Below are 26,372 nucleotides of genomic sequence, written 5' to 3' on the forward strand. Positions count from 1 at the left end.
TCTCAGCGCACTTTGCTGCGCTCGGTGCCCATCGCGGCATGCGCTTTCTTCTGGGCCTCGGTGATATCGGCTGCGAGAAATTCGATCGGGGCGTCACTGGTCACGACCTGCTGCCAGATCGCCTTCCATGCGCCGTCGATGCGCATCAGCGCCATGTCCACGTCGAAAGCCGGCATGATCTCGGCGCGGCCCGCGAGGATCAGGGTGCTGTGACGGCCAAGGATCATGTCGCGTCTGCCCGCCTGGAACCGTGCCGAAAGACAGGTGCGGGTGTAGCTGGTGAAGCCCTTGGCGATCAGTTCCTGCCGGTAATCCGCGATCAGGATCTCCATCTCCTCGATGCTGGAGACCACAACCTCGGAGGCGGGGCCGTAGAGCATGATGGGGATGGCGACATGGCGGCGCAGACGCGGCAGATCGCCCGTGAGGATGGCATTCGACACGGCATCGAGGTTGGCCTGATAGATGTCGAAAGCCGTCGTCATGTCACACTCGGAACGCTGGGGAAGGACCATACTGCGAGGGCAAGGTTGGGCCCCCGCGCCCCGCCCTGTCAACCCCGGCGCGCTCCCCCATGGGGGCGATGTCTTCCCGAACGGGATCGGCGACGCGGTGCCCATCACAGTCGCTCGATGATGGTTGCGGCCCCCATGCCGGAGGCGACGCAGAGCGTGGCGAGCCCCGTGCCCTTGCCCGTCCGTTCCAGCTCGTCCAGGAGCGTGCCGATGATCATCGCACCCGTCGCGCCCAGCGGATGGCCCATGGCGATGGCCCCGCCGTTCACGTTGACGCGGTCATGATCCACGTCGAAGGCCTGCAAGAAGCGCAGCACGACCGAGGAAAACGCCTCGTTCACCTCGAAGAGGTCGATGTCGGAAATCGCCATGCCGCTGTCCCTGAGGATCTTTTCGGTCGCGGGCACGGGGCCTGTCAGCATGATCGTGGGATCGGTCCCGATCTTGGCCGTGGCCCGGATGCGCGCGCGGGGCTTGAGGCCATGGGCCGCCCCGAATTCGGCAGTCCCGATCAGGAGGGCGGCCGCGCCATCCACGATACCGCTGGAATTGCCGGCATGGTGGATATGCTCGATCCGCTCGAGATGGGGATATTTCATCAGCGCCACCGCGTCGAAGCCGGGCATCATCTCGCCCATCTCCTTGAAGGCGGGCTTGAGCGCGCCGAGGCTCTGCATGTCGGTGCCGGGGCGCAGGTATTCGTCCCGCTCGAGGATCGTCAGCCCGTTGATATCCTTGACCGGGATGACGGATCGGTCAAAGCGCCCCTCCGCCCAGGCGCGGGCGGCGCGTTTCTGGCTTTCGACGGCCAGCGCATCGGCATCGTCGCGGGTAAAGCCGTATTCGGTGGCGATGATGTCGGCGGAAATGCCCTGGGGGACGAAATAGGTCTCCATCGCGATGGCGGGGTCGACGGCGATGGCCGCCCCGTCGCTGCCCATGGCGACGCGGCCCATCATCTCGACGCCGCCCGCGATATAGGCATTGCCGCCCCCGCCCCGGACCTGGTTCGCGGCGAGGTTCACTGCCTCCATCCCGCTGGCGCAGAAGCGGTTGATCGACAGGCCCGGAATGCGCTCGTCGAGATCGGAGGCGAGAACGGCGGTGCGCGCAAGGCAGCCGCCCTGTTCCATCACCTGGGTGACATTGCCCCAGATCACATCCTCCACCGCGTGGCCGTCGAGGCCGTTGCGGTCCTTGATCGCATTCAGCGTCACCGCCGAGAGCCGCGCCGCCGTCACCTCGTGCAGCGCGCCATCCTTGCGGCCCTTGCCGCGCGGGGTGCGGATCGCGTCGTAGATATAGGCCTCGGTCATCTCTCGTCTCCGGTCAGGCGGGAAAGGCCCGCGTCATCAACTCGTAGGGGTGTTTCCAGCCCGGCGTGGCCGCGATGCGGTCGAGCCAGGCCGAGATCGCCGGGTAATCGGCCCGGTCGAAGGTGAAGGGTTCGTCGTAGAAGAGATATCCCGCGCAGGAGATGTCGGCGCAGGTCAGGCTGTCGCCCACCAACCAGTCGCGGGTGGCAAGCTCGCCCTCCAGCACCTGCAGCGCGGCCTTGAGCCGGCCGGCGAGGTAGGCGATCGCCTCGGGCGGGCGCTTGTCCTCGGGCAGGAAGTTCATCAGGAAGCGCAACGGGCCTGCCTGTCCCGAGACCTTCTGGTTGTCGAAGATCGTCCAGCGCAGGATCTCGCGCCGCGTGGTTTTCGAGCCGTCGCCGCAGAGCCTGCCCGTCTCGTCCATCACCCAATCCTGAATCACGCCCGACTGGGTCAGGACCAGGTCGCCCGCCTCGAGGACCGGCACCTCGCCCATCGGGTTGAGGGCGCGGAATTCGGGGCTGCGCGCCGCGCCGTTGAAGAAATCGACATGGCGCGGGGTCCAGTCGATCCCGGCAAGCGTCAGCGCAAGGGCTGCCTTGTAGGCATTGCCGGATTCGCCGAAGCAATGGAGCGTGATGGTCATGATCGTCCTCCTGACGCCTGTCGCGTGGCGGCGGTGCGTCGTGCATATTTATGGAAAGATGAAGGCTCGTAACGTCCTGTTAAGGTTAATGCGCCAGACTGGACGGGCGGTACAGGCTGGCAAGCCGATGACCGTGAAAGGTGAAGGCGCCCCGGTCCGCCGTGCAGCGCCCCTCGGGACCGCGGATCCGTTGGGGAACACTCGCCGGAACGGGGCGCTGATCCCTGGGCTTCATCTTTCCAAAAATATGCAGGCCCGACGGTCCCGGTCGGCGCGATAGGATGGCGGAGGCCCCGGCCCCTCACGCCTTGCGCTCCTCAAGCTCGGAATTGAAGAGCCGCAGCCGCGCGGCGAGCTTTTCCTCGTGGATCACGCTGCCCCAGTTCTCGAAGAGAAAGGACAGGAATTCCCCCTCGTCGAGGCCGGCCTCACCGGACAGGGCGCGCAATTTGCGAAAGCCGTCCTCGCTCATGGCGATGTTGGGGCGGCGCGTGAGCCGCAGGCGTTTGGGCATTCTTCCCCCTCCCTCGAGGATGTGGCGGGCCGCGCTCCTCCGATGCGGCCCGGACCCGAGCCTAGAAGTTCGCGGCGTCGAGCGCCATCACCGGTTCGGCGCCCGACTGGATGCGCGCCAGATGCGTCGCCGTCATCGGCAATTGGCGGGCCATGTAGAAGCGCGCGGTGGCCAGTTTCGTGCGGTGGAACTCGGGGTCATCCGTGCCTGCGGCCAGCGCCGCCTGTGCGGCCTCGGCCATGCGTGCCCACATCAGGCCAAGGCAGACATGGCCGAAGAGATGCATGAAATCATAGCTGCCCGAGAGCGCGGCATTGGGGTTCTTCATGCCTTCTTGCATGAAATACATCGCGGCGGTCTGAAGATCCTTGGAGGCGCGTTTGAGCGGGTCGACGAATTCGGCCATGCCTTGCGTCTCGCCTGCGGTCTTGCAGAAGGTTTTGACCATCTCGAAGAAGGCCATCACATGCTTGCCGCCATCTTGCGCCAGCTTGCGGCCCACGAGGTCGAGCGCCTGCACGCCATTGGCGCCTTCGTAGATCATCGCGATGCGGGCGTCGCGGGCGTATTGCGACATGCCCCATTCCTCGATGTAGCCATGCCCGCCATAGACCTGCTGGGCCTGGACGGTCATGTCGAAGCCCTTGTCGGTCAGGAAGCCCTTGATGACGGGCGTCATGAGCGAGATCAGGCCATCGGCCTCCGCATCGCCCGACCTGTGGGCCGCATCGATGAGCGTCGCCCCCCAGAGGAGGAAGGCGCGCCCCCCTTCGACGAAGCTTTTCTGCTCCATCAGGTTGCGGCGGATGTCGGGGTGGACGATCAGCGGATCGGCGGGGCTGTCGGGGTTTTTCGGGCCGGTGATGTCGCGGCCCTGCAGGCGGTCCCTGGCATAGGCCAGCGCGTTCTGGAAGGCGATCTCGGCCTGGGCCACGCCCTGCATGCCGACGCCGAGGCGGGCCTCGTTCATCATGGTGAACATGGCGCGCATGCCCTTGTGTTCCTCGCCCAGGAGGTAACCGGTCGCCCCGTCGTAGTTCATCACGCAGGTGGCATTGCCGTGGATGCCCATCTTTTCCTCGATCTTGCCGCAGGAGACGCCGTTGCGGGGGCCGAGGCTGCCATCCTCGTTCACGAGGAACTTGGGCACGATGAAGAGCGAGACGCCCTTGATCCCCTCGGGGCCGCCGGGGATCTTTGCCAGCACGAGGTGGATGATGTTCTCGGCCATGTCGTGTTCGCCGGCCGAGATGAAGATCTTTTGCCCCGTCACCTTGTAGCTGCCATCGGCCTGCGGTTCGGCCTTGGTCCGCATCAGGCCCAGGTCGGTGCCGCAATGGGGTTCGGTCAGGTTCATGGTGCCGGTCCAGTCGCAGGCGACCATCTTGTGCAGGTAGGTCGCTTTCTGCGCCTCTGTCCCGTGGGCGAGGATGGTGGAGGCCGCGCCATGGGTCAGGCCCTGGTACATGGTGAAGGCCTGGTTGGCGGCGGAGAAGAATTCGCCGACGGCGGTGCCCAGCACATAGGGCATGCCCTGGCCGCCGAAGTCCTCGGGCATGTCGATGCCGGGCCAGCCGTTGTCCTTCATCTGCTGGAAGGCATCCTTGAAGCCCGGGGGGGTGTAGACCACGCCATTCTCGAGCCGGCAGCCATGGGTGTCGCCCACCGGGTTCAGGGGGGCCAGAACCTCGGAGGCGATCTTGCCCGCTTCCTCGAGGATGGCGGCGGTGAAATCGCGGTCGAGATCGCCGTAGCCGGGCGTTTTGCCCTGCGAGAGTTTCAGCACGTCATGCAAGATGAACTGCATGTCCTTGGTGGGGGCGGTATAGCTCGGCATGTCGTCAATCCTCCCGGTCTTGTCCCTGGCTCACTCGGCGGCGTCGCGCGCGCCCCCGAGGCTGGCCAGCATGTCCTCGACGAGGCCCATCTGGCTCTGAAGGTCGTTGATCGCCACGTCCAGTTCGGCGCGCTGGCGTTCCATGTCGGTCAGCCGCTCGCGCGCGATGGCGATGGTGCGCGACAGCTGCGTCGCCTGCTGGTCGCCCACGTAGTAGAGGTCGAGCAGCTGGCGGATTTCCTCGAGGCTGAAGCCGAAGCGCTTGCCGCGCAGGATCAGCGTGAGCCGGGCGCGGTCGCGTTTCGTGAACAGGCGCTTCTGCCCCTCGCGGATCGGGAAGAGCAGTTCCTTTTGCTCGTAGAAGCGCAGGGTGCGCGGCGTCACCTCGAAGGCGTCGCACATCTGGCGGATGGTCATCGTATCGGCGGTCATGGTCCTGTCTTCCGTGTCGAACATGGGGTTTCTGCCGTCTGGATGTGCGAGTCGGGGATATCTTTACAAGACAGGATGACGTTGACGTAAACGGAACGTCGCGTCACTTTGCAGGGTGACGAAACGTCAGGAAAGATTACGCAGGGGAAGGCGCAATTTTGTGAGGGGCTTTCGGTGCTTTCCGCTCAATCCAGCCTGTCGAGATAGGCATCGGGCGGGCCGAAAGTCTTGATGACGCCTGCGCCCGTGCCGGTCTCGACGGATTCCTCCGGCAGTCGGTGAAGGCGATAGTCGATCCCCAGTCGGGTGCAGATCGTATCTTGATTGGCGTTTATGGCGTGACCCGCCAACCTCGGGTCGCGGGCGAAGACATCGAGGCGCAGACGCCTTGGTTTGCGCAACAAGATCAGGCTGTGGAGAGCCGATCCCTGTTCTCCCGCGATCCGTTCCGCGCGCGCCAGCGCCGCCATCTGGTCGCGGATCGTCAGGGTTTCGGGGCGCACCACGTCCCACCCGCATTGTCACAACCGCGCCTCGAGCGCGGTCCGTCCCGCGTTTTCCACCTTTTCCACGCCTGCGCGCGACAGCCAGAGTTTCCGGTTCGGTTCCGGTCTGTGGCTGACCTTTCCCAGAAACCTGCGGTGGTGGGCGCCAAATCGATACTGGATCTCGTATCCCGGGGCTGGAACGATCAGTTCATCCACGGTCACGGGCGCGGTGACCAAAAGGATCGGATTGGTCACGCCCAAGAGGTCGAGAATATCGCGCATCCATGGCTGAAGGATCGCGTGGTCGGTGCCTTGTCCAACGCTCCAGAGGATCGGACGGTCTGGAAAACGATCAGCCGCCCATAGCCGGGCGAGGCTTTCGAGCAGGAAATGTCCGAAGGCGGGGAACAGGGGGCCTGCGTAGAGGGCGGAGGCAATTCGGGGCGTCTGTGTCGCGATCTCGTCATGAGCCTGTCCGAGACGGTGCCTGTGTCGCGGGTGATAGCGGCGGAAAAGGGCTGTTTCAGGATCGAAGCGCCCGTCCTTTCCGCAGCTTCCCATACGCAGCTTGTTGGATCCCTCCCAGCGATGCGGAAAGACGGTGCGATCGGGCAGATACCAAAGCCTGGGGCGGGGTCCAAATCGTTGCAGCCGCCATTTCATCAGGTCTGTCCGCAGGTCGGACAGGACGGCGCGTTGCCCAGGCAGCATTGCAAAAAGCCTCACTCGATACTCGGGGGGCAATCCCCCGCACTTGCCTCAGCTCCAGGACGCCTCGGTCCTGTCGCGCACGCTTTGCAGCTCTTCGATGATCTCGTCCAGTTCGGCCCGCCGCTGGCGCAGTTCGGCCAATTGCCGGTCGGCCAGCGCCAGCCAGGCCTTGCGTTGCGCGCCGCCCTGCGGGTCCGCGTCATACATCTCGAGCCATTGGCGGATTTCTTCGAGCGCGAAACCCCAGCGCCGCCCACGCAGGATCAGCGTCATGCGCGCCACCTCGCGCGGGCCGTAGAACCGCGCCCGTCCCTCGCGTTCGGGAAAGAGCAGTTCGATGTATTCGTAATGCCGGAGCGTGCGCGGCGTCACGTCGAAGCGTGCGCACATCTCCTTGAAGCTGAGCCGCGTTTCCTTGCCCATCTTCGCGTCCCCCCGATCCGATCGTTACCTTCAGGCGCGGGATAGCATAGGGCGGGCGGGCGCGCCTGCAAAGCCAAGCCGTGGCGGGGCTTGCGCCCGACGCGGGCTCAAGGGAAGACTGTCGGCATCGGCAGGGAGCGGGCGGCGCGATGACGGGCGAGACGGGCAGCGGGGACGACAGGATCGGGGAGGCCGGGTCGGTCATCGCGCAAAAGGCGCGGATCGCGCGCCAGTTCATCGCAGCGATCCCGTTCTCGGGCGCGCTCGACATGCGGCTGGAGGAGATCGGGGACGGGATCGCCACGATCTCGATGCCCTGGTCGGAGGCCCTGGTGGGCGATCCCAAGACCGGGGTGATCCATGGCGGCGCGGTTTCGGCGCTGATGGACACCTGCGGGGGCGCGGCGGTCATGTGCCATCCCGAGGCGCTGGCAGGCACCGCGACCATCGATCTGAGGATCGACTACATGCGCGCGGCGACGCCCGGTCAGCGCATCACGGCGCGGGCCGAATGCTACCACGTCACCCGCTCGGTCGCCTTTGTCCGGGCCGAGGCCTGGGACGAGGACCGCACGCGCCCGGTCGCGGCGGCCACCGGGGCCTTTACCGTCGAGCGCCCCGCACCGGAGGCCAAGCCATGAGCCGGGGCAAGCCCGAACCTGTCGAGCGGATCAAGCAGCGCCGTGACCGCGCGCTGGCCGTTCTGGTCGAGGCCGTGCCCTATATCGGGTTTCTGGGCGTCAGTTTCGACCGGCGCGGCGACGAATTGACCGGGGTCTTGAGCTATGACCCGAAGCTGATCGGCAACCCGCTTTTGCCCGCGCTGCACGGGGGGGCGATCGCGTCTTTCCTCGAGGTGACGGCGATCATGGAATTGTCCTTCACGCTGTTGTGGGACGATGTGGAAAGCGGGCGCATCGCCGCCGAGAGCCTGAGCCCCGCCACCTTGCCGCGCCTGCCCAAGACCATCGATTTCACGGTGGATTACCTGCGCTCGGGCCTGCCGCGCGATGCCTATGCGCGGGCGCGGGTGAACCGGCAGGGTCGGCGCTATGCCAGCGTCCATGTCGAGGCCTGGCAGGACAATCGCCAGCGGCTTTTCGCGCAGGCGACGGGGCATTTCCTGATGCCGCCCCGCGATGGCTGAGACCCTCCGCCTGAGCCATCGCCGGGTCCTGCGGATCGCGCTGCCGGTCGTGATCTCGAATGCCACGATCCCGCTTCTGGGGGTGGTCGATACGGCGGTGGTGGGCCAGTTGGGCGATCCGGCGCCCATCGGGGCGGTTGGGCTGGGGGCGGTGATCCTGACCTCGATCTACTGGGCCTTTGGGTTCCTGCGGATGGGCACGGTGGGATTGGCCGCGCAGGCCATCGGGGCAGACGACAGGGCGGAGGTGGCAGCGCTTCTGACGCGGGTCTTGATGATCGGGGCGGCGGCGGGGCTTGCGCTTGTCGTGCTGCGCGCGCCGATCTTTGGCCTTGCCCTGTGGCTGTCGCCCGCAAGCGAGGAGGTCGAAAGCCTGGTGCGGGCCTATCTGCAGGTGCGCATCTGGTCGGCCCCTGCCGCCATCGCGATCTATGGGATCACCGGCTGGCTGATCGCGCAGGAGCGCACGGGCGCGGTTCTGGCGCTGCAATTGTGGCAAAACGGGCTCAACATCGCGCTGTCGATCTGGTTCGTGATGGGGCTGGAGATGGGGGTGGAGGGTGTGGCGCTCGGCACCTTCATCGCGGAATGGAGCGGGCTGTGCCTGGGCCTGTGGCTCTGCCGTGGCGCTTTCGCGGTCCCGGCCTGGCGCGATTGGCTGCGGGTCTTTGACCGGGTGGCGCTGTGGCGGATGGCTTCGGTCAATACCGACATCCTGATCCGGTCGGTTCTGTTGCTTTTGGGGTTTTCCTCCTTCCTGTTCCTGGGATCGGATTTCGGCGATGCGACGCTGGCGGCCAACCAGGTGCTGATCCAGTTCGTCTATGTGACAAGCTACGGGATGGACGGTTTCGCCTTTGCCGCCGAGGCGCTGGTGGGGCGTGCGATGGGCGCGCGGGACCGGGTCGCCTTGCGACGGGCGGCGGTGCTGACGAGCATCTGGGGCCTGGCCGTCTGTGGCGGGATGGCGGTGATCTTGTGGGGCTTTGGCGGTGTCTTCATCGACCTGATGACCACGGCCGAGGGGGTGCGCAGCGAGGCGCGCACCTATCTGCCCTGGATCGTCGCGGCGGTTCTGGGCGGCTGGGCCTCGTGGATGCTGGACGGGATCTTCATCGGGGCGACCCGGACCCGCGACATGCGCAACATGATGGCGGTCAGTTTCGCGGGCTATGCCCTGTTGGTGGCCCTGTTGATGCCGGGGATGGGCAATCACGGGCTTTGGGCGGCGCTGGTGGGGTTTTTCGTGTTGCGCGGTGTCACGCTGGGGGGCGCTACCCGGCGCTGGAGCGGGCGGCGGGGTAGGGAGGGGGGCTCTGCCCCCATCGCCTTTGGCGATTCCCCCGGGATATTTTCGAAACAGAGAAGCGGGGAGCCTCAGGTCCAGTCGCCGGTTCCCGTGCCTGTGATCTCAGAGAGGTTGGAGATGCCTTGGGCCTGGGCGCGGGCGTCGAGATCGCGGGCGATGCGGGCGGCAAGCGTCAGGCCGCCATAGACGAGCGCGGTATAGAGTTGCACCGCCGTCGCGCCCGCGCGCAGTTTTTCCCAGGCCTGATCGGCATTCGACACGCCGCCGACCCCGATGAGCGGCAGGGTGCCGCCCGTCAGCCTGGAGAGCTGCGCGAGAATGCGGGTCGATTTCTCGAAGAGCGGCTGGCCGGACAGCCCGCCCGTCTCGGCCCGGTGGCGGCTGGAAAGACCGTCGCGCGACAGCGTCGTGTTGGTGGCGATGATGCCCGCAAGGCGCTGGGCTTGCGCCACTTCGGCGATCTCGGCCAGGTCGTCGGGGCTGAGGTCGGGGGCGATCTTGAGGAAGATCGGGATCGGCCGGGCCAATGCGGCGCGCGCGTCCATCACGCCCGCAAGCAGCGTTTCGAGCGCGGCCCGCCCCTGCAGGTCGCGCAGCCGTTCGGTATTGGGGGAGGAGACATTGACGGTGGCGAAATCCACATGCGCGCCGCAGCGCGCCAGCACCCGCGCGAAATCGCCCGCGCGGTCGGCGCTGTCCTTGTTCGCGCCGAGGTTCAGGCCCACGGGCACGGCGCGGGGGGATGTGGCGAGCCGGGTGGCGATCGCCTCCATCCCTTCGTTGTTGAAGCCGAAGCGGTTGATCGCGGCCCGATCCTCGGTCAGGCGGAACAGCCGGGGCTTGGCATTGCCGGGCTGGGGCACGGGCGTGGCCGCGCCCACCTCGATGAAGCCGAAGCCTGCGCGGGTGAGGGGGGAAACGGCCTCGGCATTCTTGTCGAAGCCTGCGGCAAGGCCCACGGGGTTGGGCAGGACCATCCCGGCCAGATGGGTTTCGAGCCGGGGCGAGGTGACGGGGCCCGGGGCGGGCAGGAGGCCGGTTCTCAGCGCCGAAATCGCCAGCGCATGGGCGCGCTCGGGGTCCATCCGCTGCATCACCGACAGGCCGAAGCGTTCCCACATGGTCTCAGAGATCCGCCGGAAAGACATGGGTGCCGCCCTGAAGCGGCAGGGGCGCGTGCCAGAGCACGTCGGCGCGGCGCAAGGGCCCGTAGAGATGCGGGAAGAGCGCCCCCCCGCGCGAGGGTTCCCAGACAAGCGCCGTGCCGAGGCTACCCGCCTCGAAGGCGGCGAGGATCAGCCCGTCCTGCCCCGCGAAATGGCGCGCGGCGGTCTCGGCCACCTGTTCGGCGGTCGAGAAATGGATGAAGCCGTCGGCGATGTCGACGGGTGCGCCCGCGGTTTCGCCCCGGGCGTCGAGATCGGCCCATTCGGCCTGGCGGAGGATCTTGTAGATGCGCATGAGCGATCCCTTGGCCCGGCGGTGACCTGCCGTCAAGTGTTACGCAAGCGTCACCGTTCCGCTTTACTTGCGCCGCAGGGGCGGTCAGTCTGATCGGGTCCAACACATACGGGAGAGCAACGATGCTTGCACGAATCCTTGGCTCCACCGCGATGGTGGCAGGCCTGTCGCTGGCCGCGCCGGTCGCGGCGGAAACGACGCTGCATATCCTGCATATCAACGACCTGCACAGCCGTATCCAGCCGATCAACCGGTTCGATTCGACCTGTTCCGCCGAGGATGACGCGGCGGGCGAATGTTTCGGGGGCGTGGCCCGGATCGGGACTGCCATCAACACGATCCGGGGCGATCTGGAGGCGGCAGGCGAGAACGTGATCGTTCTGGATGCGGGCGACCAGTACCAGGGCAGCCTGTTCTTCACCACCTATCGGGGCGCTGCGGCGGGCGAGTTCATGGAAACCATCGGTTTCGATGCCATGGCGCTGGGCAATCACGAGTTCAACAACGGTCCCGAGGGCCTGTTGCCGCTGCTCGATGCGGTCAGTTTCCCCGTCATCTCGGGCAATATCGACGTGAGCGCCGATCCGACGCTGAACGGCCGTGTGCAGGACCATGTGGTTCTGGACGTGAACGGGATGCAGGTCGGCCTGATCGCGGCGCTGACGCGGGATACGATCGAGATTTCCTCGCCCGGTGACAGCGTCGTCTTTGCCGAGGAGATCGCCGCGCTTCAGGCCGATGTCGATGCGCTGACCGCCCAGGGCGTCGATGTCATCGTGGCGCTGACCCATGTCGGCCTGCCCGCCGATATCCGCATCGCCGAGGCCGTGACCGGCATCGACGTGATCGTCGGGGGCCATTCGCATACCTATCTGAGCCAGGACGACCCCGACCGCGACGGTCCCTATCCGCTATGGATCTCGAACCCCGAGGGCGTGATGGTGCCGATCGTGCAGGCCTATGCCTATTCGAAATACCTCGGGCATCTGGAGGTTACGCTCGATGATGCGGGCAGCGTCGTCTATGCCGAGGGCAACACCATGCTGCTCGATGCGAGCGTGACACCCGACGCAGCGATTGCCGCGCGCGTGGCCGAGCTTGCCGGTCCGATCGAGGCCGCCATGGGCGAGGTCGTTGGCGCGGCCACCGATTTCATCGAGGGCGACCGCAGCGTCTGCCGGGTGATGGAATGCCCGATGGGCAATCTGGTGGCTGATGCGATGCTGGATCGCGTGGCCGATCAGGGTATTCAGATCGCCTTCGCCAACAGTGGCGGTCTGCGCGCCTCGATCGACGGGGGCGAGGTGACGATGGGCGAGGTCTTTACCGTCCTGCCGTTCCAGAACGCGCTGGCGACCTTTCAGCTGACCGGGGCGGATGTTCTGGCGGCGCTGGAAAACGGCGTGAGCCAGGTCGAGGAAGTGGCCGGCCGCTTCCCGCAGGTTGCGGGCATGCGTTTCACCTGGAACCCGGCGGGCGAGCCCGGCGCGCGGATCGTGTCGGTCGAGGTCGACATGGGCGGCACCTGGGAGGCGCTGGACCCAGGCGCGACCTATGGCATCGTCTCCAACAACTTCATGCGCGCAGGCGGCGACGGCTACAGCATCTTTGCCCGGAACGGCATGAATGCCTATGACTTCGGCCCCGGTCTGGAAGAGGTGGTGGCGACCTATATCGGTGCCAACAGCCCCTATGCGCCCTATACCGACGGGCGGATCGCCACGGTCGAGTGACCGGACCACGAGAGACGTGCAGGGCCGGTGCGGGACATCCCCGCGCCGGCCTTTTTCATGCCATGCAAACCGTGCAGGGCGGGTGTCGGATCGGGGCAATTGTGCGCGCCGTTAGCGCCACCATATTGCGGGCATGAAGAGAGTTTCGATGTCTGAAGGGAGCCACCGATGGTTTCGATGATCACCCGCCTGCGCACGGCCGCCGCAAAGCGCGCCGCCTACAACCAGACTGTCCGCGAGATTTCCAGCCTGCCGCGCGAGATGGCATGGGATATCGGCATTTTCCGCGAGGATGCGGAAAAGATCGCGTGGCGGCACGTTTACGGGCGCTGAAACCGCGCCTATCCTTGCGCCCCATGTGCGGGCGCATGACCATGACCCATCCCGATGACGCCATGGCGCGGCTGTTTCAGGCCGCGCCGTCGAACGACCTGCCAGAGGTGCCGCGCTACAACATCTGCCCGACGCAGGCCGTGGCCGTGGTGACGACGGGACAGGGCGGGCGGCGCTTGCGCCCGATGCGATGGGGGTTCGTGCCGCAGTGGTACAAGACGCCCACGGATGGCCCCCTTCTGATCAATGCGCGTGCCGAAACCATCGCCGAGAAACCGGCCTTTCGCGCCGCCGTGCGCGAGCGGCGGTGCCTGATCCCGGCCAGCGGCTTTTACGAATGGACCAAGGATGAGGGCGGCAACCGGCTGCCGTGGTATTTCGCGCCCAAGGGGGAGGGGCCGCTGGTTTTCGCAGGGATCTGGCAGGATTGGGCGCAGGGCGATGCGCGCCTGACGGCTTGTGCCATCGTCACGGCGGGGGCCAGCGACTGGATGGCCGCGACCCATCACCGTGAGCCGGTCGTGCTGGACCCCGCCGATTGGGCGCGCTGGCTGGGTGAGACCGGGGAAAAGGCCGCCCCCCTGATGCGTCCGGCCCCCGAAGGGTGGTATGACCGTTGGCGCGTGGACCCGCGCGTCAATTCCAACCGCGCAGCGGGCGAGGATCTGATCAGACCGCTGGCGGCCTGAGGCCCGACCCGATGCCCGGCCCTAAACCACGCCCGCAAGCCGCAAGGCCCGCGTGACGCTTTTTTCGTCGGAGTGTCGTCGGCAGGTTTGCATTCGGCCACAAAAAATCATATGATGTTAACCGGTTAGTAAGCGTGCCCCGCGTCCCGTCCGTTCTGGGATCCTTCAAGGGTAGCCTTGCCTGATGACCGACAAGACTGCCCCATCTCCGTCAGGGCGCTTTTCCCAAGCTCAAGAGCATGGCCGCTCATGGGATATCGCTATCGCAGACGGCTATTGCCGGGCCGGGACGGTGTCGCCTTGGGGGGCGGTTTTCAAGCCCACGATCACGTCGCGCCCGAGGATCGTCGGCGTGGCCGTGTTCGTGCTGTTGGGGCTCTTTGCCGCGACCGTCGTCGTCTACGAGACGGGCGGCACGACCTATCCCTATCCTTATGTGATCTTGTTGCCCGTCATCCTGGCCGCGGCCGTTTTCAAGATCCCCGGCGGGCTTGTCGCGGGGCTGATCGCCGCGCTTTGCATCGGACCATGGATGCCGCTCGACGTGGAAAACGAGGTGATGCAGACCACGCAGGCCTGGGTCTTTCGCCTCGTGATGTTCCTGATGATCGGTGGGTTCACGGGGCTTTTGGCGATGCTGATGTACCTGCGCCAACAAGAAAGCGTCGCGCGTGAACGCATCGATCCCGTGACCGGTCTCTTGTCGCCGGTGGCCTCCATACGGCTGATTGCGGGGGCAGATCCCATCGAACAGCTGCCGCAGCCGCCGGGTTACGCGGTGGTCGTCGCCTTTGAGGGGCTTTCCGCCGTCCTGCGCGCCCTTGGGATCGAGGCGTCCAACCGCGCCATCTGCCAGATCGGGCGCGCGCTCGAGGCTGCGATGGGGCCGGACCGGCTGGTCACGCGCATCCATGGATCGACCTTCGGGATCGCCTTGCCCAGCGGGATGCGCAGCCTGCGCGATTTCGTCGAGGACATGGAAGAGCGGATGCCCGCGACCATCCCTTTCGAGAATTTCTCCCTTTTGCTGTTGCCGCGCTTTGGTCTGGCCCGACTGACCGAGGAGGATCGTTTGGCGGGGCATGCGTTCCGCAAGGCGATGGCGGGGCTGACATTGGCGCGCAAGCACGGGCGACGGGTCGGACGCTATAGCAGCAGCTTCGACATGTCGGCGAGGCGAAGTCTTGTCTTGCTGTCGGATTTCGAACGCGCACTGCGGGAGGAGGAACTGGAGGTCCATTTCCAGCCAAAGGTGGATCTGGCAACGCGCGAGATCATGGGGGTCGAAGCGCTGGTGCGTTGGCGAGACATCGTATCGGGCAACATCCCGCCCAGCATCTTTGTCCCGATCGTCGAGAAGACGACCCTGATCGACCAGATGACCCGCTATGTCGCGCAGACTGCCATCCGGCAACTTGCGCAATGGCAGCGCCAGGGGATCGAGCTGGAACTGGCGCTCAACCTGTCGCCGCCGCTACTGGGCAATCCGGATTTCATGAATTTCCTGAAAGCCTTGCCGCAGGAATACGGGATAGACCCCACCCGGATCGAGATCGAGATCACGGAAAACGCGCTGATGGAGAATGCTGACGCCCTGTTGCGGGTGCTGCATGACCTGAATGGCAGCGGGTTCAGGCTGGCCATCGACGATTTCGGCACGGGCTATTCCTCGTTGCTTTATCTCAAGAACTTTCCGATCTCCACGGTCAAGCTGGACCAGTCCTTTGTCCGGGACCTGCCGGACAACGAGGCGAGCGCCGCGATTTCGGCGATGACGGCGGCGGTGTGCAAACGCATGAAGACCCGCATCGTCGCGGAAGGGATCGAAACCCCGGAAAGCGAGGCCTTCTTGTTGGAACAGGGGTTCGACGTGGGACAGGGGTTCCTGTATTCCGAACCGCTTTCCGCCAAGGACATCACCGACTGGATCACCGCATACAGGGCGAACCTGCCCATACAGCAGCCGGCATGATCACGAGGCGCGCCTTGGGGGCGCAGCGCGGTCGGGGCAGCGTCAGGCCGAGCGTGTGACCCGTGCGCGGGTCGCGGTTTTCTGGACATACATTCTTTGGTCGGCGACAGCGATGGCCGTATCCATGTCAGGATGGTCTGTCACCGCGGCCACACCATAGGAAATGCCGTAATTCTCGCCGGGCCAGCTGGCGCTGGGCAAGGTTTCGCGCAGCTTGACTTGGATCGCGTCGAGCTTGGTCAGCATGACCTCGGGGCGGGCCTCGGCCGCGATCCAGAATTCGTCGCCGCCGATCCGGGCCACGCAGTCATCCTTGCGGAACCCGTCGCGCAGGGCCTTGCCGACCAGGCGGATGTAATCGTCGCCGACCGAATGGCCCCGGGAGTCGTTGACCTTTTTCAGATCGTTGATGTCGACGACCGCGATCGACAGCCGATGCTGCGTGCTCAACCGGTGTGTCATGAGATTCTCGAAACCCTGCCGTGAATAGCACCCGGTCAGGGGGTCGAGCTCGATCTGCTTGAGAAGTTCCGAATTCTTCTTGGCAAAGAAGGAGGACAGCGTGACCGCAAGCCCCGCGCCGATGGCGGCGAGCAGGCCGAAAAACAGGTGATTGCGGACATTGGACAGCGCGATGGTGACGCTTTCGATCTTGGCCAGGCGGTCAAGCCGCGCGGCTTCGAGCATGGCGAACTTGTAGGGATGCCAGGTGCGCTGCGCCTCGGTCGCCAGTTCGTAGAGACGTGACAGCTGCTCGTTTCCGATCTGGGGCGTATTGTCCACGATCTCTGCCATCCTGTCGCGGATCGAGAAGAGCGCGGGGACCACGTAATCGGCCTCGGCCCGGTCGAGGATGACCTGCATCTGCGCTTCGCTGACCTGGCTCAGGCGGGAATAGAGCACGTCGAAGGATGTTCTGATCCGGTCGTCGTTGCGGTTTTCTTCGTCGCCGAGGGCGAGCAGGACATCGGTCCTGAATTCCGCGAGGTTGAATTCCACCTGCGTCGAGGTCCAGAGCGTCAGTTCCCGGTCCGTCGTCGAAATGCCGGTGATGGTTTCGTTCAGGTTCACGAATGCGTTGAACAAGGACCAGCTGCCCAGCAGGCATACCAGCACCACCACTGGGACGATCTGCTGCAAAGATGGCGGCCAAAGCGAACGCATGAACCCGACTTTCCCGGTGAAAGCGCAGGTACTCAAAGCGCGCGGTACGCAAAACCCAAACAGTTGTGAATATACTAAACGCTACCCCAAAATATGGGGCAGCGCAACTTGGCTCGCGTGGACCTGCCTCAGGGCAGGACTTCGATCTCGATCAGCTGCCAGATGCTCCGGGCGTAGATTTCCTCGGTCTGGTAGTCCGTCGTTGAATCGTAGGGATACACGAGCCAGAGCGGTCCTTTGTTTCGGATCGACATCGGGCTGCCATTTTGCTCATAGGCCACGATCGGTCCACCTTCGCGGGCGTCGCTGGCGGGAATGGTGATGCGATAGTCGTTCAGCGCCCGCAGTTGCAGATTGTCGCCGGTCGCGCCCACATGCTCCAGCAGCACATCGAGCGACACACCGCGGAATTCCTGCACGCCGTCGGTCCAGATCGTCGAGGTTTCGAACGTTTCCGAGGGCAGGGCGGTCAGCAGGTCCAGATCGAATTGCGCGATATTTCCCTCGCCGACATTCGTGATGGCCCCGCGGACCGTCAGAAGCGGTTCGCCCGTCGGGCTTGCCAGCGTGTTGGCACCGGCGCTGCCTGCGATTGCGACAGATGCCGCCCCCAGCATCATGGCCCGGCGTGTCATGGCGAAAAGAGCAGCAAATCGCATCGCGAATTCCTCGTTGGTATCCCCGTCAGGGGGAAGAGTGTTGAACGCAGGAGAATCGATACGACTTCGCGCGAAGGATACCCAAAAGGTGACAAGTATCAACAACTTGGTGCCGCGTGCCTGGGACGGGGCATGCGGCATGGGCAGGATCGGTGCGATCGGGCGCCTGTCACGGGTGCCGGTGGCCGCAGTGCAAAGCCAAGGAGAGTGGAGCGGGCGGCGGGAATCGAACCCGCGTCTCTTGCTTGGAAGGCAAGGGTCTTACCATTACACAACGCCCGCATCTGCCGGGGGGAGGTAAAGCCCCCCGACCGCTCCGTCAAGCACCGCGCCATCAGAAGATGAAATCGCTGGTGTCGAGATCGGCCATGTCGACGCCCCAGAGGAGGATGGAATTGCCGCCGCCCGTGGCGAGCAGCACGCCGCCCCCCGTGGTCGTCACCGCACCGCTGGAGGCTGCGAAGGCGTCGTAATCGTCAAAGCCCGCCAAGCCCGTGATCCCCGACAGGTCGATCCTTTCCCACGGGTTGAGGGCGTCGAAATCCCGGATCGTATCCTGCCCGTGGCCATCGCCAAAGACGAAGATGTCCCAGTTGAAATTGCCCCAGAGTTCGTCGTCGCCCGCACCACCCTCTAGTCGGTCGAAGCCGCTGCCGCCGGATAGACGGTCATCGCCATCGCCACCAACAAGCGTGTCATTACCTGCTCCGGCGAAAAGCGCATCCGGTCCGTCCCCGCCCAGAAGCAGGTCATTGCCCGCGCCCGCGAAGAGCCGGTCGAAACCCGCGCCCCCATCGAGCGTGTCATTGCCAAAATCCCCGAACAGGTTGTCAGCCTGCGCATCGCCCGAGAGGCTGTCGTTACCGTCACCGCCGCGCAGGACATCAAAGCCTGCATCGCCTGTGAGCGTGTCATTGCCACCCTCCCCGAAGAGCGTGTCATTTGCGGTGCCGCCCGAGAGGAAGTCATCGGCCTCGCCGCCATGCAGAAGGTCATTGTCCGCGCCGCCGAAGAGCCGATCGCCATCCAAGCCGCCTTCGAGCGTATCGTTCCCGATCCCGCCGAGCAGCAGGTCGGCCCCTTCGCCGCCCTGCAGCCTATCACTGCCCGAACCGCCAAAGAGCCGGTCATTGCCATCGTCTCCTGCCAGCGTATCGTTGCCCGCCGCGCCCAAGAGGATGTCCGCCTGCTCCCCGCCCGATAGGCTGTCATCGCCGTCCCCGCCGTCGAGCGTGTCGAACCCCGCCCCGCCGCTCAGCAGGTCATTGCCGCCATCGCCCGAGAGACAGTCGTTGTGCCAGCCGCCGTCGAGCGTGTCGTCGCCGTCGCCACCCGACAGGCTGTCGTGGCCGCGATTGCCAAGGAGCGTGTTGGCCCATTCATTGCCGGTGATCGTGTCATCGCCCGCGCCGCCGCTGGCGGCCTCGATCACCACGCCCGCCGCGATGGTGAAGCCGCCGTGGATGCCCGCCACGAAAGAGACATAGCCGCCGCCATTGGGCGCATAGGTGAGCGGTGCGGCGCGCAGGTCGATCACCGCCGCCGTATTGCCATTGTGGCGGATCGTGTCGTCCCCGCCTGCGTCCCAGATCGCCGAATAGAAGGTGCCCGAGCCGTTGGTGTCGGGCAGGACATAGGTCTCGTCGCCCGTATTGGTCGACAGGTTCGCGCCGTATTTCTCCTGCAGCACCGCGATGTCGAACGCCATCGGCGTGCCCGCAAATCCATAGGCAAAGAAGGTGCTCGGCCCGTGGGGGGCCGTATCCCAGGTCGGATTGTAGGACATCATCGTGTTGATGCCCTGGTTGAGGTCGAATTCGCCGAGAGAGTGGAACGGCGCCGTCACGCCGTTCATGATGCGCGACCCGCCGCCGCTGTCATGGGGATGGGCAAGACCCAGGCCATGGCCGATCTCGTGGATCAGGGCGAAAAAGCCGAAAGACCCCGGTTGGATCCGTTCATGTGTCCAGGTCGCATCCGTGTTGAAAAGCACGCCCCAACCGTCAACAACATGGCTTGACCCGTCCAGCGTGACCTCGCCGCCGCCGACGCCCCAATAGCCGACAGCGCCGCCGGTGGTGGCGGCAGAGGATTCCACCATGAAGAAATCGGCCTCGTTCGGATCGGTGACGAAAGTGAAGGTGACATTGGCCACCGCCTCGAACCTGTCGAAGGCCCGGCGTGCCTGCTCCATCTCGACCGCGTCCCATTCGCCGGTGAGTTGCGGATCCCGCAAGCCATCGTCAAAGGTGACATTGCCCGGCGCGAAATAGACATTGATGATGCTCGGCGCGGTATAGTTCCACGTGATCGCCTCGAGCGGATTGGTCGACGGCTCGATCATCGGCCCGCCGATGGTGACATAGAGCGTATAGGTGCCGGTATCGACGAAGCCCGTCTCCATACCTTCGGCCGTGTTGTAGTAGCTGTCGGCGACGATATAGCCCGTGCCGCTCTCCGTGGCCGTGAAGGTGAAGTATTCGGTCCCGCCCTCGAAGAAGTAGTCGATGACCTGGATTTGCGTCCCGGTCTCGTCATAGAGGTGGATGTAGGGGTCCGTCAGCGTGCCCGGCGTCAGCGTGACCGAATAGGTGACGCCTGCTTCGTATTCCACCCGGAACCAATCCCAATCGCCCAAGGCGCCGATCGATCCGTGGAACGTGTCGCCCGCGACAAGCTGCACCGCCTGCTCGGGCTCATCGCCGGCATCACCGCCGGGAAGATCGCTTTCGTTCAGGATGCGCGCGCTTGCGCTTTCATGCAGCCAGTCGCCGGCAAAGGGATTGATAAGGGTACAGGTCAAACACATGGCACAAGACTCGGGATCATATGGATCAAACTCTTACGCCTGATTTGTCTCATGGGTGCGGCCAATCCGGCAAGAGTGTTCCGCCGCAAGATGCATTGCCCGATGGCAGAATTTGCGACTAGGATCAGGCCTGTGGTTTCGGTTTCCGCGGCATGGAAAGGCAGATCATGGGTCCCCTTGCACGCGTTCCCTTGGGGCTTGTGGGTCTGGGCCTTGCGGGGCTTGTCGTTCTTGCCGCGCCGGAGGCTTGGGGCAATGGCGGGCAGGCGGAGCGGCCCTTTTCCCAAGGACGCGATTTCGCCGATCTCGATGCCTATCTCGCCCATCTCGAGGCGCTCGGCCCGATGGATATCCAATGGTATCGGCGGCGGCCCGATGGCACCTATGAGCAAATCCGCCTGCGTCTGCCCGGAACGCCGCCCGAGATCTTCACCCGACAGGAATTGCTCGACCGCTACGGGTTCGTGGAATGACGCGGCAGCCCGCCCCATTGCGGCAGTCCCGCCCTGCCTGTAACGCGGGGCAGGAAACGATCAGAAAAGCCAGATGACCGCAGATACCTCGCCTAGCGCCAAGTCCAGCCCCGCCACCTCTGCCACCGAAGAACGCGCCAAATCGCGCCGGATCGGCAGCTTGCGGGCGCTTGGCCCGTTCCTGGCCCCCTACAAGATGATGCTGGGTGCCGCAGGGGCGGCGCTTGTGCTGACCGCCATCGTATCGCTGACCCTGCCGCTCGCGGTGCGCCGCGTCGTGGACGGGTTCGAAACCGAAAGCGCGGCGCTGCTCGACCAGTATTTCCTGGCCGCGCTCGCCATCGCCATCCTGCTCGCGCTGGGCACGGGGCTTCGCTACTACCTGGTGACGCGGCTGGGCGAACGCGTGGTCGCCGATATCCGCAAGGCCGTCTTTGACCGCATGATCGCGATGAGCCCGGCGTTCTACGAAAAGATCATGACCGGCGAGGTCCTGAGCCGGATCACGACCGACACGACGCTTTTGCTGTCGGTGATATCGTCCAGCGTCTCGATCGCGCTGCGCAACCTGTTGATCCTGATCGGGGGGCTTGCGCTGATGATGATCACCTCGCCCAAGTTGACGGGCGCGGTACTGCTCATCGTGCCCCTGATCATCGTGCCCATCGTGGTGCTGGGCCGCCGCCTGCGTCGCCTGAGCCGCGAGAACCAGGACTGGATTGCGGAAAGCTCGGGCAATGCCTCCGAGGCGCTGTTGTCGGTGCAGACGGTGCAAGCTTTCACGCATGAGCGCGCCTCGGCCGAAACCTTCGACCGGGTGACCGAAAAGAGCTTTGACAGTGCCAAGAAACGCATCGCCACGCGCGCGGTCATGACGGTGATCGTCATCACGCTGGTCTTTGCGGGCATCGTGGGCGTTCTGTGGACCGGGGCGCGCGACGTGCGGGCGGATGCCATGAGCATCGGCGAGCTGATCCAGTTCCTGATCTACGCGATCATGGTCGCGGGATCGGTGGGCGCCTTGTCCGAAATCTGGGGCGAATTGCAGCGCGCCAGTGGGGCGACCGAACGGCTGGTGGAATTGCTGCACACGGGCGATGCCGTCTCGGACCCCGCGCGCGGCGTGGCGCTGCCGCAGGGCGGGCGGGGGGCCATCGCCTTCGAGGATGTGCGCTTTTCCTATCCGACCCGTCCCGGTGATCGGGCGCTCGACGGGGTCACGCTCACCATCCGGCCCGGCGAGACGGTGGCGCTTGTCGGTCCCTCGGGGGCGGGAAAGACCACGATCTTCCAACTGCTGCAGCGTTTCTATGACCCGTCCGAGGGGCGGATCACGCTCGACGGGGTCGATCTGCGCGACATGATGCGGGCGACCTTCCGGGGGGCGATGGCGCTCGTGCCGCAAGACCCGGTGATCTTTGGCGCGACCGCGCGCGAGAACATCCGCTTCGGCCGCCCCGATGCCAGTGATGCCGAGGTGGAGGAAGCCGCGCGCGCCGCAGCCGCCCATGATTTCCTGACCGCGCTGCCGCAGGGCTATGACACCTATGTCGGCGAACGCGGCCTGATGTTGTCGGGCGGGCAGAAACAGCGGATCGCGATTGCCCGCGCGATCTTGCGCGATGCGCCGATCCTGCTTCTCGACGAGGCGACAAGCGCGCTTGACGCCGAAAGCGAGCGCGCGGTGCAAGATGCCGTGGCGCGGCTCTCGGCGGACCGGACCACGCTGATCGTGGCCCACAGGCTCGCCACGGTGAAACAGGCCGACCGCATCCTCGTGTTCGAGGCCGGGCGGATCGTGGCCGAGGGCACGCATGACAGCCTCGTGGCGCAGGGCGGTCTTTATGCGCGTCTGGCGCGGCTGCAATTCACCGAAGGGCTCGCCGCCGAATAAGGCGGATTGCGGCAGGGGGTGGCTCGGATGAACCTGCCGATGCTCGACAACCGGACGGCGCGGCGTCTGTTTCTTGCCGCCCATGGGCTGTCGGATCGCCCCTCCGGGCCGGGCAAGGGGGAGGATCTTTCGGGCGTGATCCATGCCCTTGGCTTCGTGCAGGTCGACAGCGTCAACACCTTGGCACGCGCCCATGACCTGATCTTGTGGTCGCGGCGCACGGCCTATCGTCCCGATGCCCTGCGCAGGCTCAACGACCGCGACCGCGTCACCTTCGAGAATTGGACCCATGACGCGAGCGTCATCCCCGCGGCCTTCTTTCCGCAGTGGCGCCTCAAATTCACCCGTGACCGCGCCCGCCTGCGCGAGCGGTGGAAGGATTGGCACGGCTCGGCCTTTCATGCCGAGATCGAGACGGTCCTGCGCCACATCACCGATCACGGCGCGGTGCATTCCGCCGAGATCGGCGAGAAACGGGCCGAGAAATCCACCGGTTGGTGGGATTGGCACCCGTCCAAGACCGCGCTCGAATACCTGTGGCGCGCGGGCGATCTGGCCATCACCCGGCGCGAAGGGTTCCGCAAATTCTACGACCTGACCGAACGCGTCATCCCGCCCGAGCACCTGAACGCCCATATCCCCGAACCCGACGTGATCGATTGGGCCTGCGGGGCGGCGCTGGATCGGTTGGGCTTTGCCACCTCGGGCGAATTGGCTGCGTTCTTTGACCTGATCACCCCCGCCGAGGCGCGCGATTGGGCCGCGCGAGCCTTGACCGATGGCAGGGTGGTGGAGGCCGGGATCACCTGCGCCGACGGCACATTGCGCCGCGTCCTGATCCGGCCCGAAACGCTGGACCGCTTGCAAGACATTCCCGATCCGCCAGCGCGCTTGCGGGTGCTCTCGCCCTTCGATCCGGCGCTGCGCGACCGCAAGCGGGCCGAGCGGCTGTTCGGCTTTCACTACCGGATCGAGATTTTCGTCCCCGAGGCGCAGCGGCGCTACGGCTATTACGTCTTTCCCCTGCTGGAAGGGGACAGGATCGTGGCCCGCGTCGACATGGCTGCCGACCGTCAAACGGGCAGTCTGCGCCTGCGCGCGCTCTGGCCCGAGATCGGGGTGCGGTGGGGCGCGGGGCGCCAGGCCCGTCTCGAGGCGGAACTTGACCGCCTCCTGCCGCTTGCGGGCTGCCACAGGGTCGCCTTTGCCGATGGCTGGCTGCGCGCGCCGGGGGCTTAGCCCTGTTCCAGCACCCCGATCAGGCACTGCGTGCCAAGGTCCACGGGATTGGCGGCATAGGAAGACGATCGCCGCGCCTCCTCGGCGATCATGGCCCGGTTTTCGTCGGTCACACCCAGATCGGGCAACCTTGGCAGGCCATGGTCACGCGCCCAACCCTGCAAACCGTCAAGGCTGCCGTAGATCTCGGCAATGCGGTCGATCACCCAATCGATCCGGGCGCGGCCCGCGCTGCCTTCGGGCAAGGCTGCATGGTTTGCGTGCAGCACGGGCACCAATGCCGCGCCGCAGATCGCGCCATGCGCCGCACCCGTCAGCCCTCCGATCACCCCTGCCAGACCATGCACCGCGCCCAGCCCCGCATTGGCCAGCGCAAGCCCCCCCATCAGGCTGGTGAGCGCCATGTCGTCCCAGGAGTCGCGCCCCTCGACCACCTGTCGCAGGGCCGCCAACCCGCGCGGGATCGCATCGCGGCAAAGCGCGTCGGTCATCGGATTGGAGCGGCCACTTATGAAAGGTTCGATGACCTGCACCACCGCATCGAGCCCCGAGGCAAGCGCGATCCCCTTGGGACACCCGGCCGCAAGCTCGGGATCGACCACCGCCAAGGCCGGGTAAAGGCGCGGATCACGCAAGCTGACCTTGCGGCCCGCTTCGGGGATGCCGATGACCGCATTGCGCGTCACCTCGCTGCCTGTGCCTGCGGTCGTGGGTATGGCCAGAACGGGCAGGGGGGCACGGTCGAGCGGTTTTCCCTCGCCCACCACCTCCAGGTAGCGCAGCGCCCCGTGCGGCGCGGGGATCAAGGCCGCCAGCGCCTTGCCCGTGTCAAGCGCCGCACCGCCCCCGATGGCGACGATCATCTCGGGCGCAAAGCCGCGCGCCCGGTCGCATAGCGCATTCAGGCTGTTCAGCTCCGGCTCGCCCCGTGCGGTGATGACCTGCACCTCCGCCCCTTCGGACAGGGCGCGGACCAGATCCTCTGCGGCAGCGACAGAGGCGCTGCGCACGACAAGGATGCGCCGCGCGCGCGCCAGCGCCCAAGGCGCGGCCTCGACCAGAACACCACGGCCAAAGCGGATCGCGCCCGCCGTGGCAAAGCCGAAGGGCGCATGGCTCATACCGACAGAACCGCGCTGACCGCACGCTTCCAGCGGTCGTAGCGGGCGCTGCGGTGCCCATCGTCCATCGCGGGGGTGAATTGGCGCTCCATCGCCCAGGTCTTGGCGAAGCCCTCCATCCCCGGCCATGCGCCCGCGCGGCTGCCTGCAAGCCAGGCCACCCCCAGCGCCGTGGTTTCCAGAACCTCGGGCCGGTCCACGGGCGCGCCCAGGATGTCGGACAGGAATTGCATCGCGTAATCATTGGCGGCCATGCCCCCATCGACCCGAAGCGAGGGGCGAGCGCCGTCGCCAGCCCAATCGGCTTTCATCGCCTCCAGAAGATCGCGGGTCTGGTAGCCGACCGATTCCAGCGCGGCGCGGGCGAATTCCGCAGGCCCCGAATTCCGCGTCATGCCAAAGATCGCGCCGCGCGCCTCGGGCGCCCAATAGGGTGCGCCAAGGCCGACAAAGGCAGGCACAAGGATCAGATCCTGCGTCGGATCGGCGCTTTCGGCCAAACCCTGGGTCTCCGGGGCCGCGCGGATCACCTTGATCCCGTCGCGTAGCCATTGCACCACCGCGCCCGCGATGAAGATCGAGCCCTCCAGCGCATAGGTCGGTTTTCCGTCGAGCTGATAGGCGATGGTCGTGAGCAGCTTGTTGGTCGAGGTCACGGCTGTCTCGCCCGTGTTCAGCACGGCAAAACAGCCCGTTCCATAGGTCGATTTCATCATGCCGGGCGCGAAACAGGCCTGCCCGATGGTCGCCGCCTGCTGGTCGCCCGCCACGCCCAGGATCGGAATTTCCCGCCCGAACAGGTCGGCGCGCGTCATCCCGAAATCGGCGGCGCAATCGCGCACCTCGGGCAGAATTTCCATTGGGATGTCGAACAGATCGCAGATCGTGCGGCTCCAGCGGCCCTTGTGGATGTCGTAGAGCATGGTGCGCGCGGCATTGGTCGCATCCGTCACATGGGCGCGGCCCCCGGTCAGGTTCCAGATGAGCCAGCTGTCGACCGTGCCAAAGGCCAGTTCCCCCTTGCGTGCCCGGTCGCGCGCGCCCTCGACATGGTCGAGCAGCCATTTCACCTTGGTGGCCGAGAAATAGGGGTCGGCCAAAAGCCCCGTGCGTGCCGTGATCATCGGCTCGTGGCCGTCGGCGCGCAGCTTGGCGCAGAAATCGGCGGTCCGGCGGTCCTGCCAGACGATGGCGCGATGGATCGGCTTGCCGGTCTTGCGGTCCCAGATCAGCGTCGTCTCGCGCTGGTTGGTGATGCCGATCGCCGCGATATCGGCGGCATGAAGCCCCGCGCGTTCGATGGCGGCCCGCGCCGTGGCGGCCGTGGTCGCCCACAGATCGGCCGCGTCATGTTCCACCCAGCCCGAGGCCGGGTAATGCTGCGGGAATTCCTCTTGCGCCGTGGCCACGATCTTCATCGCGCCGTCAAAGACGATGCCGCGGCTCGATGTCGTGCCCTGATCGAGTGCAAGAATATGGCCCATGGC

The 26,372-nt window shown here is 65.7% G+C and carries 25 protein-coding genes, 1 tRNA gene and 1 pseudogene; 10 read left to right on the plus strand and 17 right to left on the minus strand.

Features of this window, described 5'->3' with window-relative positions:
* Window positions 1-2: 2 nt before the first annotated feature.
* The 9 genes from AABA51_RS04870 to AABA51_RS04910 all read right to left on the minus strand — a co-directional run bounded on the left by AABA51_RS04870 (window position 3) and on the right by AABA51_RS04910 (window position 6,882).
* The gene (locus tag AABA51_RS04870) at window positions 3-485 is read right to left on the minus strand and encodes a hypothetical protein (protein WP_338274939.1); all 483 of its coding nucleotides are present in this window, start codon (window positions 483-485) and stop codon (window positions 3-5) included.
* A 134-nt stretch (window positions 486-619) separates the two neighbouring features.
* Window positions 620-1,831, minus strand: coding sequence for an acetyl-CoA C-acetyltransferase (locus tag AABA51_RS04875; RefSeq protein ID WP_338274942.1), 1,212 nt, complete (start codon window positions 1,829-1,831; stop codon window positions 620-622).
* Between the two features lie 13 nt (window positions 1,832-1,844).
* Window positions 1,845-2,477 (minus strand): glutathione S-transferase family protein, encoded by a 633-nt coding sequence (locus tag AABA51_RS04880; RefSeq protein ID WP_338274944.1) that lies wholly within the window; start codon window positions 2,475-2,477, stop codon window positions 1,845-1,847.
* Window positions 2,478-2,778: 301 nt separating this feature from the next.
* Window positions 2,779-2,991, minus strand: a complete 213-nt coding sequence (locus AABA51_RS04885) for a hypothetical protein (RefSeq protein ID WP_338274946.1) — start codon at window positions 2,989-2,991, stop codon at window positions 2,779-2,781.
* A 61-nt stretch (window positions 2,992-3,052) separates the two neighbouring features.
* Window positions 3,053-4,828, minus strand: coding sequence for an acyl-CoA dehydrogenase C-terminal domain-containing protein (locus tag AABA51_RS04890; RefSeq protein ID WP_338274948.1), 1,776 nt, complete (start codon window positions 4,826-4,828; stop codon window positions 3,053-3,055).
* Between the two features lie 30 nt (window positions 4,829-4,858).
* On the minus strand, window positions 4,859-5,260 hold the full coding sequence (locus tag AABA51_RS04895) for a MerR family transcriptional regulator (protein ID WP_338276441.1): 402 nt from the start codon (window positions 5,258-5,260) through the stop codon (window positions 4,859-4,861).
* Window positions 5,261-5,445: 185 nt separating this feature from the next.
* Entirely contained in the window at window positions 5,446-5,766 is a 321-nt protein-coding gene (locus AABA51_RS04900; protein WP_338274950.1) for a hypothetical protein, read from the minus strand.
* 15 nt (window positions 5,767-5,781) lie between these two features.
* Window positions 5,782-6,309 (minus strand): hypothetical protein, encoded by a 528-nt coding sequence (locus tag AABA51_RS04905; protein ID WP_338274952.1) that lies wholly within the window; start codon window positions 6,307-6,309, stop codon window positions 5,782-5,784.
* Window positions 6,310-6,507: 198 nt separating this feature from the next.
* Window positions 6,508-6,882: a MerR family transcriptional regulator gene (locus AABA51_RS04910; protein WP_338274954.1), complete on the minus strand. Its 375-nt coding sequence runs from the start codon at window positions 6,880-6,882 to the stop codon at window positions 6,508-6,510.
* Between the two features lie 149 nt (window positions 6,883-7,031).
* Between AABA51_RS04910 and AABA51_RS04915 the strand changes: the two genes are divergently transcribed.
* The 3 genes and pseudogenes from AABA51_RS04915 (at window position 7,032) to AABA51_RS04925 (ending at window position 9,334) form a co-directional block, all read left to right on the plus strand.
* Window positions 7,032-7,523 (plus strand): PaaI family thioesterase, encoded by a 492-nt coding sequence (locus AABA51_RS04915; RefSeq protein WP_338274957.1) that lies wholly within the window; start codon window positions 7,032-7,034, stop codon window positions 7,521-7,523.
* Complete coding sequence (locus AABA51_RS04920; protein WP_338274959.1) at window positions 7,520-8,029, plus strand: PaaI family thioesterase; 510 nt, start codon at window positions 7,520-7,522, stop codon at window positions 8,027-8,029. The genes AABA51_RS04915 and AABA51_RS04920 overlap by 4 nt, the downstream gene beginning before the upstream one ends.
* Window positions 8,022-9,334, plus strand: a pseudogene (locus AABA51_RS04925) (MATE family efflux transporter). The gene AABA51_RS04920 and the pseudogene AABA51_RS04925 overlap by 8 nt, the downstream one beginning before the upstream one ends.
* A gap of 72 nt (window positions 9,335-9,406) precedes the next feature.
* Here the strand turns inward: AABA51_RS04925 and AABA51_RS04930 are convergent.
* Window positions 9,407-10,486 carry a quinone-dependent dihydroorotate dehydrogenase gene (locus tag AABA51_RS04930; protein WP_338274962.1) on the minus strand — a complete coding sequence of 360 codons (1,080 nt, stop codon included), beginning with the start codon at window positions 10,484-10,486 and terminating at the stop codon, window positions 9,407-9,409.
* A complete protein-coding gene (locus tag AABA51_RS04935; RefSeq protein ID WP_338274965.1) occupies window positions 10,464-10,799 on the minus strand; it encodes a DUF952 domain-containing protein in 336 nt (111 codons plus the stop codon). The genes AABA51_RS04930 and AABA51_RS04935 overlap by 23 nt, the downstream gene beginning before the upstream one ends.
* A 122-nt stretch (window positions 10,800-10,921) precedes the next feature.
* On the opposite strand from AABA51_RS04935, the gene AABA51_RS04940 reads away from it, so the two are divergent.
* The 4 genes from AABA51_RS04940 (at window position 10,922) to AABA51_RS04955 (ending at window position 15,526) form a co-directional block, all read left to right on the plus strand.
* The gene (locus AABA51_RS04940; RefSeq protein ID WP_338274967.1) at window positions 10,922-12,532 is read left to right on the plus strand and encodes a bifunctional metallophosphatase/5'-nucleotidase; all 1,611 of its coding nucleotides are present in this window, start codon (window positions 10,922-10,924) and stop codon (window positions 12,530-12,532) included.
* 168 nt (window positions 12,533-12,700) lie between these two features.
* Window positions 12,701-12,865, plus strand: a complete 165-nt coding sequence (locus AABA51_RS04945) for a hypothetical protein (protein ID WP_338274969.1) — start codon at window positions 12,701-12,703, stop codon at window positions 12,863-12,865.
* A 23-nt stretch (window positions 12,866-12,888) separates the two neighbouring features.
* Window positions 12,889-13,554, plus strand: a complete 666-nt coding sequence (locus AABA51_RS04950; protein WP_338274973.1) for an SOS response-associated peptidase — start codon at window positions 12,889-12,891, stop codon at window positions 13,552-13,554.
* A gap of 184 nt (window positions 13,555-13,738) precedes the next feature.
* Window positions 13,739-15,526, plus strand: coding sequence for a bifunctional diguanylate cyclase/phosphodiesterase (locus AABA51_RS04955; RefSeq protein WP_338274974.1), 1,788 nt, complete (start codon window positions 13,739-13,741; stop codon window positions 15,524-15,526).
* A gap of 42 nt (window positions 15,527-15,568) precedes the next feature.
* On the opposite strand, the gene AABA51_RS04960 is transcribed toward AABA51_RS04955, so the two are convergent.
* The 4 genes from AABA51_RS04960 to AABA51_RS04975 form a co-directional block, all read right to left on the minus strand.
* Window positions 15,569-16,645: a GGDEF domain-containing protein gene (locus AABA51_RS04960; protein WP_338274977.1), complete on the minus strand. Its 1,077-nt coding sequence runs from the start codon at window positions 16,643-16,645 to the stop codon at window positions 15,569-15,571.
* A 173-nt stretch (window positions 16,646-16,818) separates the two neighbouring features.
* Window positions 16,819-17,349, minus strand: a complete 531-nt coding sequence (locus tag AABA51_RS04965) for a molybdopterin-dependent oxidoreductase (protein ID WP_338274979.1) — start codon at window positions 17,347-17,349, stop codon at window positions 16,819-16,821.
* A gap of 208 nt (window positions 17,350-17,557) precedes the next feature.
* Window positions 17,558-17,631: transfer RNA gene (locus AABA51_RS04970), tRNA-Gly, on the minus strand.
* 52 nt (window positions 17,632-17,683) lie between these two features.
* Window positions 17,684-20,152 carry a M10 family metallopeptidase C-terminal domain-containing protein gene (locus AABA51_RS04975; RefSeq protein ID WP_338274981.1) on the minus strand — a complete coding sequence of 823 codons (2,469 nt, stop codon included), beginning with the start codon at window positions 20,150-20,152 and terminating at the stop codon, window positions 17,684-17,686.
* Between the two features lie 158 nt (window positions 20,153-20,310).
* Here AABA51_RS04975 and AABA51_RS04980 point away from each other — a divergent pair, with 158 nt between their 5' ends.
* The 3 genes from AABA51_RS04980 (at window position 20,311) to AABA51_RS04990 (ending at window position 23,764) form a co-directional block, all read left to right on the plus strand.
* Entirely contained in the window at window positions 20,311-20,631 is a 321-nt protein-coding gene (locus tag AABA51_RS04980; RefSeq protein ID WP_338274983.1) for a hypothetical protein, read from the plus strand.
* Between the two features lie 73 nt (window positions 20,632-20,704).
* Window positions 20,705-22,525 (plus strand): ABC transporter transmembrane domain-containing protein, encoded by a 1,821-nt coding sequence (locus AABA51_RS04985; protein ID WP_338274985.1) that lies wholly within the window; start codon window positions 20,705-20,707, stop codon window positions 22,523-22,525.
* Between the two features lie 27 nt (window positions 22,526-22,552).
* Complete coding sequence (locus AABA51_RS04990; RefSeq protein WP_338274987.1) at window positions 22,553-23,764, plus strand: winged helix-turn-helix domain-containing protein; 1,212 nt, start codon at window positions 22,553-22,555, stop codon at window positions 23,762-23,764.
* On the opposite strand, the gene AABA51_RS04995 is transcribed toward AABA51_RS04990, so the two are convergent.
* Both AABA51_RS04995 and glpK read right to left on the minus strand, forming a co-directional pair.
* Complete coding sequence (locus tag AABA51_RS04995; RefSeq protein WP_338274990.1) at window positions 23,761-24,885, minus strand: iron-containing alcohol dehydrogenase; 1,125 nt, start codon at window positions 24,883-24,885, stop codon at window positions 23,761-23,763. The genes AABA51_RS04990 and AABA51_RS04995 overlap by 4 nt on opposite strands.
* Window positions 24,882-26,369: a glycerol kinase GlpK gene (glpK, locus tag AABA51_RS05000; protein ID WP_338274993.1), complete on the minus strand. Its 1,488-nt coding sequence runs from the start codon at window positions 26,367-26,369 to the stop codon at window positions 24,882-24,884. The genes AABA51_RS04995 and glpK overlap by 4 nt, the downstream gene beginning before the upstream one ends.
* Window positions 26,370-26,372 lie beyond the last annotated feature (3 nt).

The sequence above is a fragment of the Roseicyclus marinus genome (assembly GCF_036322625.1).
GTDB classification, from domain to species: domain Bacteria; phylum Pseudomonadota; class Alphaproteobacteria; order Rhodobacterales; family Rhodobacteraceae; genus Roseicyclus; species Roseicyclus marinus_A.

What these genes read in the sequence shown, in the direction of transcription:
- AABA51_RS04870 (WP_338274939.1), bottom strand. Translation starts at nt 485, where the DNA reads ATGACGACGGCTTTCGACATCTATCAGGCCAACCTCGATGCCGTGTCG.
- AABA51_RS04875 (WP_338274942.1), bottom strand. Translation starts at nt 1,831, where the DNA reads ATGACCGAGGCCTATATCTACGACGCGATCCGCACCCCGCGCGGCAAG.
- AABA51_RS04880 (WP_338274944.1), bottom strand. Translation starts at nt 2,477, where the DNA reads ATGACCATCACGCTCCATTGCTTCGGCGAATCCGGCAATGCCTACAAG.
- AABA51_RS04885 (WP_338274946.1), bottom strand. Translation starts at nt 2,991, where the DNA reads ATGCCCAAACGCCTGCGGCTCACGCGCCGCCCCAACATCGCCATGAGC.
- AABA51_RS04890 (WP_338274948.1), bottom strand. Translation starts at nt 4,828, where the DNA reads ATGCCGAGCTATACCGCCCCCACCAAGGACATGCAGTTCATCTTGCAT.
- AABA51_RS04895 (WP_338276441.1), bottom strand. Translation starts at nt 5,260, where the DNA reads ATGACCGCCGATACGATGACCATCCGCCAGATGTGCGACGCCTTCGAG.
- AABA51_RS04905 (WP_338274952.1), bottom strand. Translation starts at nt 6,309, where the DNA reads ATGGGAAGCTGCGGAAAGGACGGGCGCTTCGATCCTGAAACAGCCCTT.
- AABA51_RS04910 (WP_338274954.1), bottom strand. Translation starts at nt 6,882, where the DNA reads ATGGGCAAGGAAACGCGGCTCAGCTTCAAGGAGATGTGCGCACGCTTC.
- AABA51_RS04915 (WP_338274957.1), top strand. Translation starts at nt 7,032, where the DNA reads ATGACGGGCGAGACGGGCAGCGGGGACGACAGGATCGGGGAGGCCGGG.
- AABA51_RS04920 (WP_338274959.1), top strand. Translation starts at nt 7,520, where the DNA reads ATGAGCCGGGGCAAGCCCGAACCTGTCGAGCGGATCAAGCAGCGCCGT.
- AABA51_RS04930 (WP_338274962.1), bottom strand. Translation starts at nt 10,486, where the DNA reads ATGTCTTTCCGGCGGATCTCTGAGACCATGTGGGAACGCTTCGGCCTG.
- AABA51_RS04935 (WP_338274965.1), bottom strand. Translation starts at nt 10,799, where the DNA reads ATGCGCATCTACAAGATCCTCCGCCAGGCCGAATGGGCCGATCTCGAC.
- AABA51_RS04940 (WP_338274967.1), top strand. Translation starts at nt 10,922, where the DNA reads ATGCTTGCACGAATCCTTGGCTCCACCGCGATGGTGGCAGGCCTGTCG.
- AABA51_RS04945 (WP_338274969.1), top strand. Translation starts at nt 12,701, where the DNA reads ATGGTTTCGATGATCACCCGCCTGCGCACGGCCGCCGCAAAGCGCGCC.
- AABA51_RS04950 (WP_338274973.1), top strand. Translation starts at nt 12,889, where the DNA reads ATGTGCGGGCGCATGACCATGACCCATCCCGATGACGCCATGGCGCGG.
- AABA51_RS04955 (WP_338274974.1), top strand. Translation starts at nt 13,739, where the DNA reads ATGACCGACAAGACTGCCCCATCTCCGTCAGGGCGCTTTTCCCAAGCT.
- AABA51_RS04965 (WP_338274979.1), bottom strand. Translation starts at nt 17,349, where the DNA reads ATGCGATTTGCTGCTCTTTTCGCCATGACACGCCGGGCCATGATGCTG.
- AABA51_RS04980 (WP_338274983.1), top strand. Translation starts at nt 20,311, where the DNA reads ATGGAAAGGCAGATCATGGGTCCCCTTGCACGCGTTCCCTTGGGGCTT.
- AABA51_RS04985 (WP_338274985.1), top strand. Translation starts at nt 20,705, where the DNA reads ATGACCGCAGATACCTCGCCTAGCGCCAAGTCCAGCCCCGCCACCTCT.
- AABA51_RS04990 (WP_338274987.1), top strand. Translation starts at nt 22,553, where the DNA reads ATGAACCTGCCGATGCTCGACAACCGGACGGCGCGGCGTCTGTTTCTT.
- AABA51_RS04995 (WP_338274990.1), bottom strand. Translation starts at nt 24,885, where the DNA reads ATGAGCCATGCGCCCTTCGGCTTTGCCACGGCGGGCGCGATCCGCTTT.
- glpK (WP_338274993.1), bottom strand. Translation starts at nt 26,369, where the DNA reads ATGGGCCATATTCTTGCACTCGATCAGGGCACGACATCGAGCCGCGGC.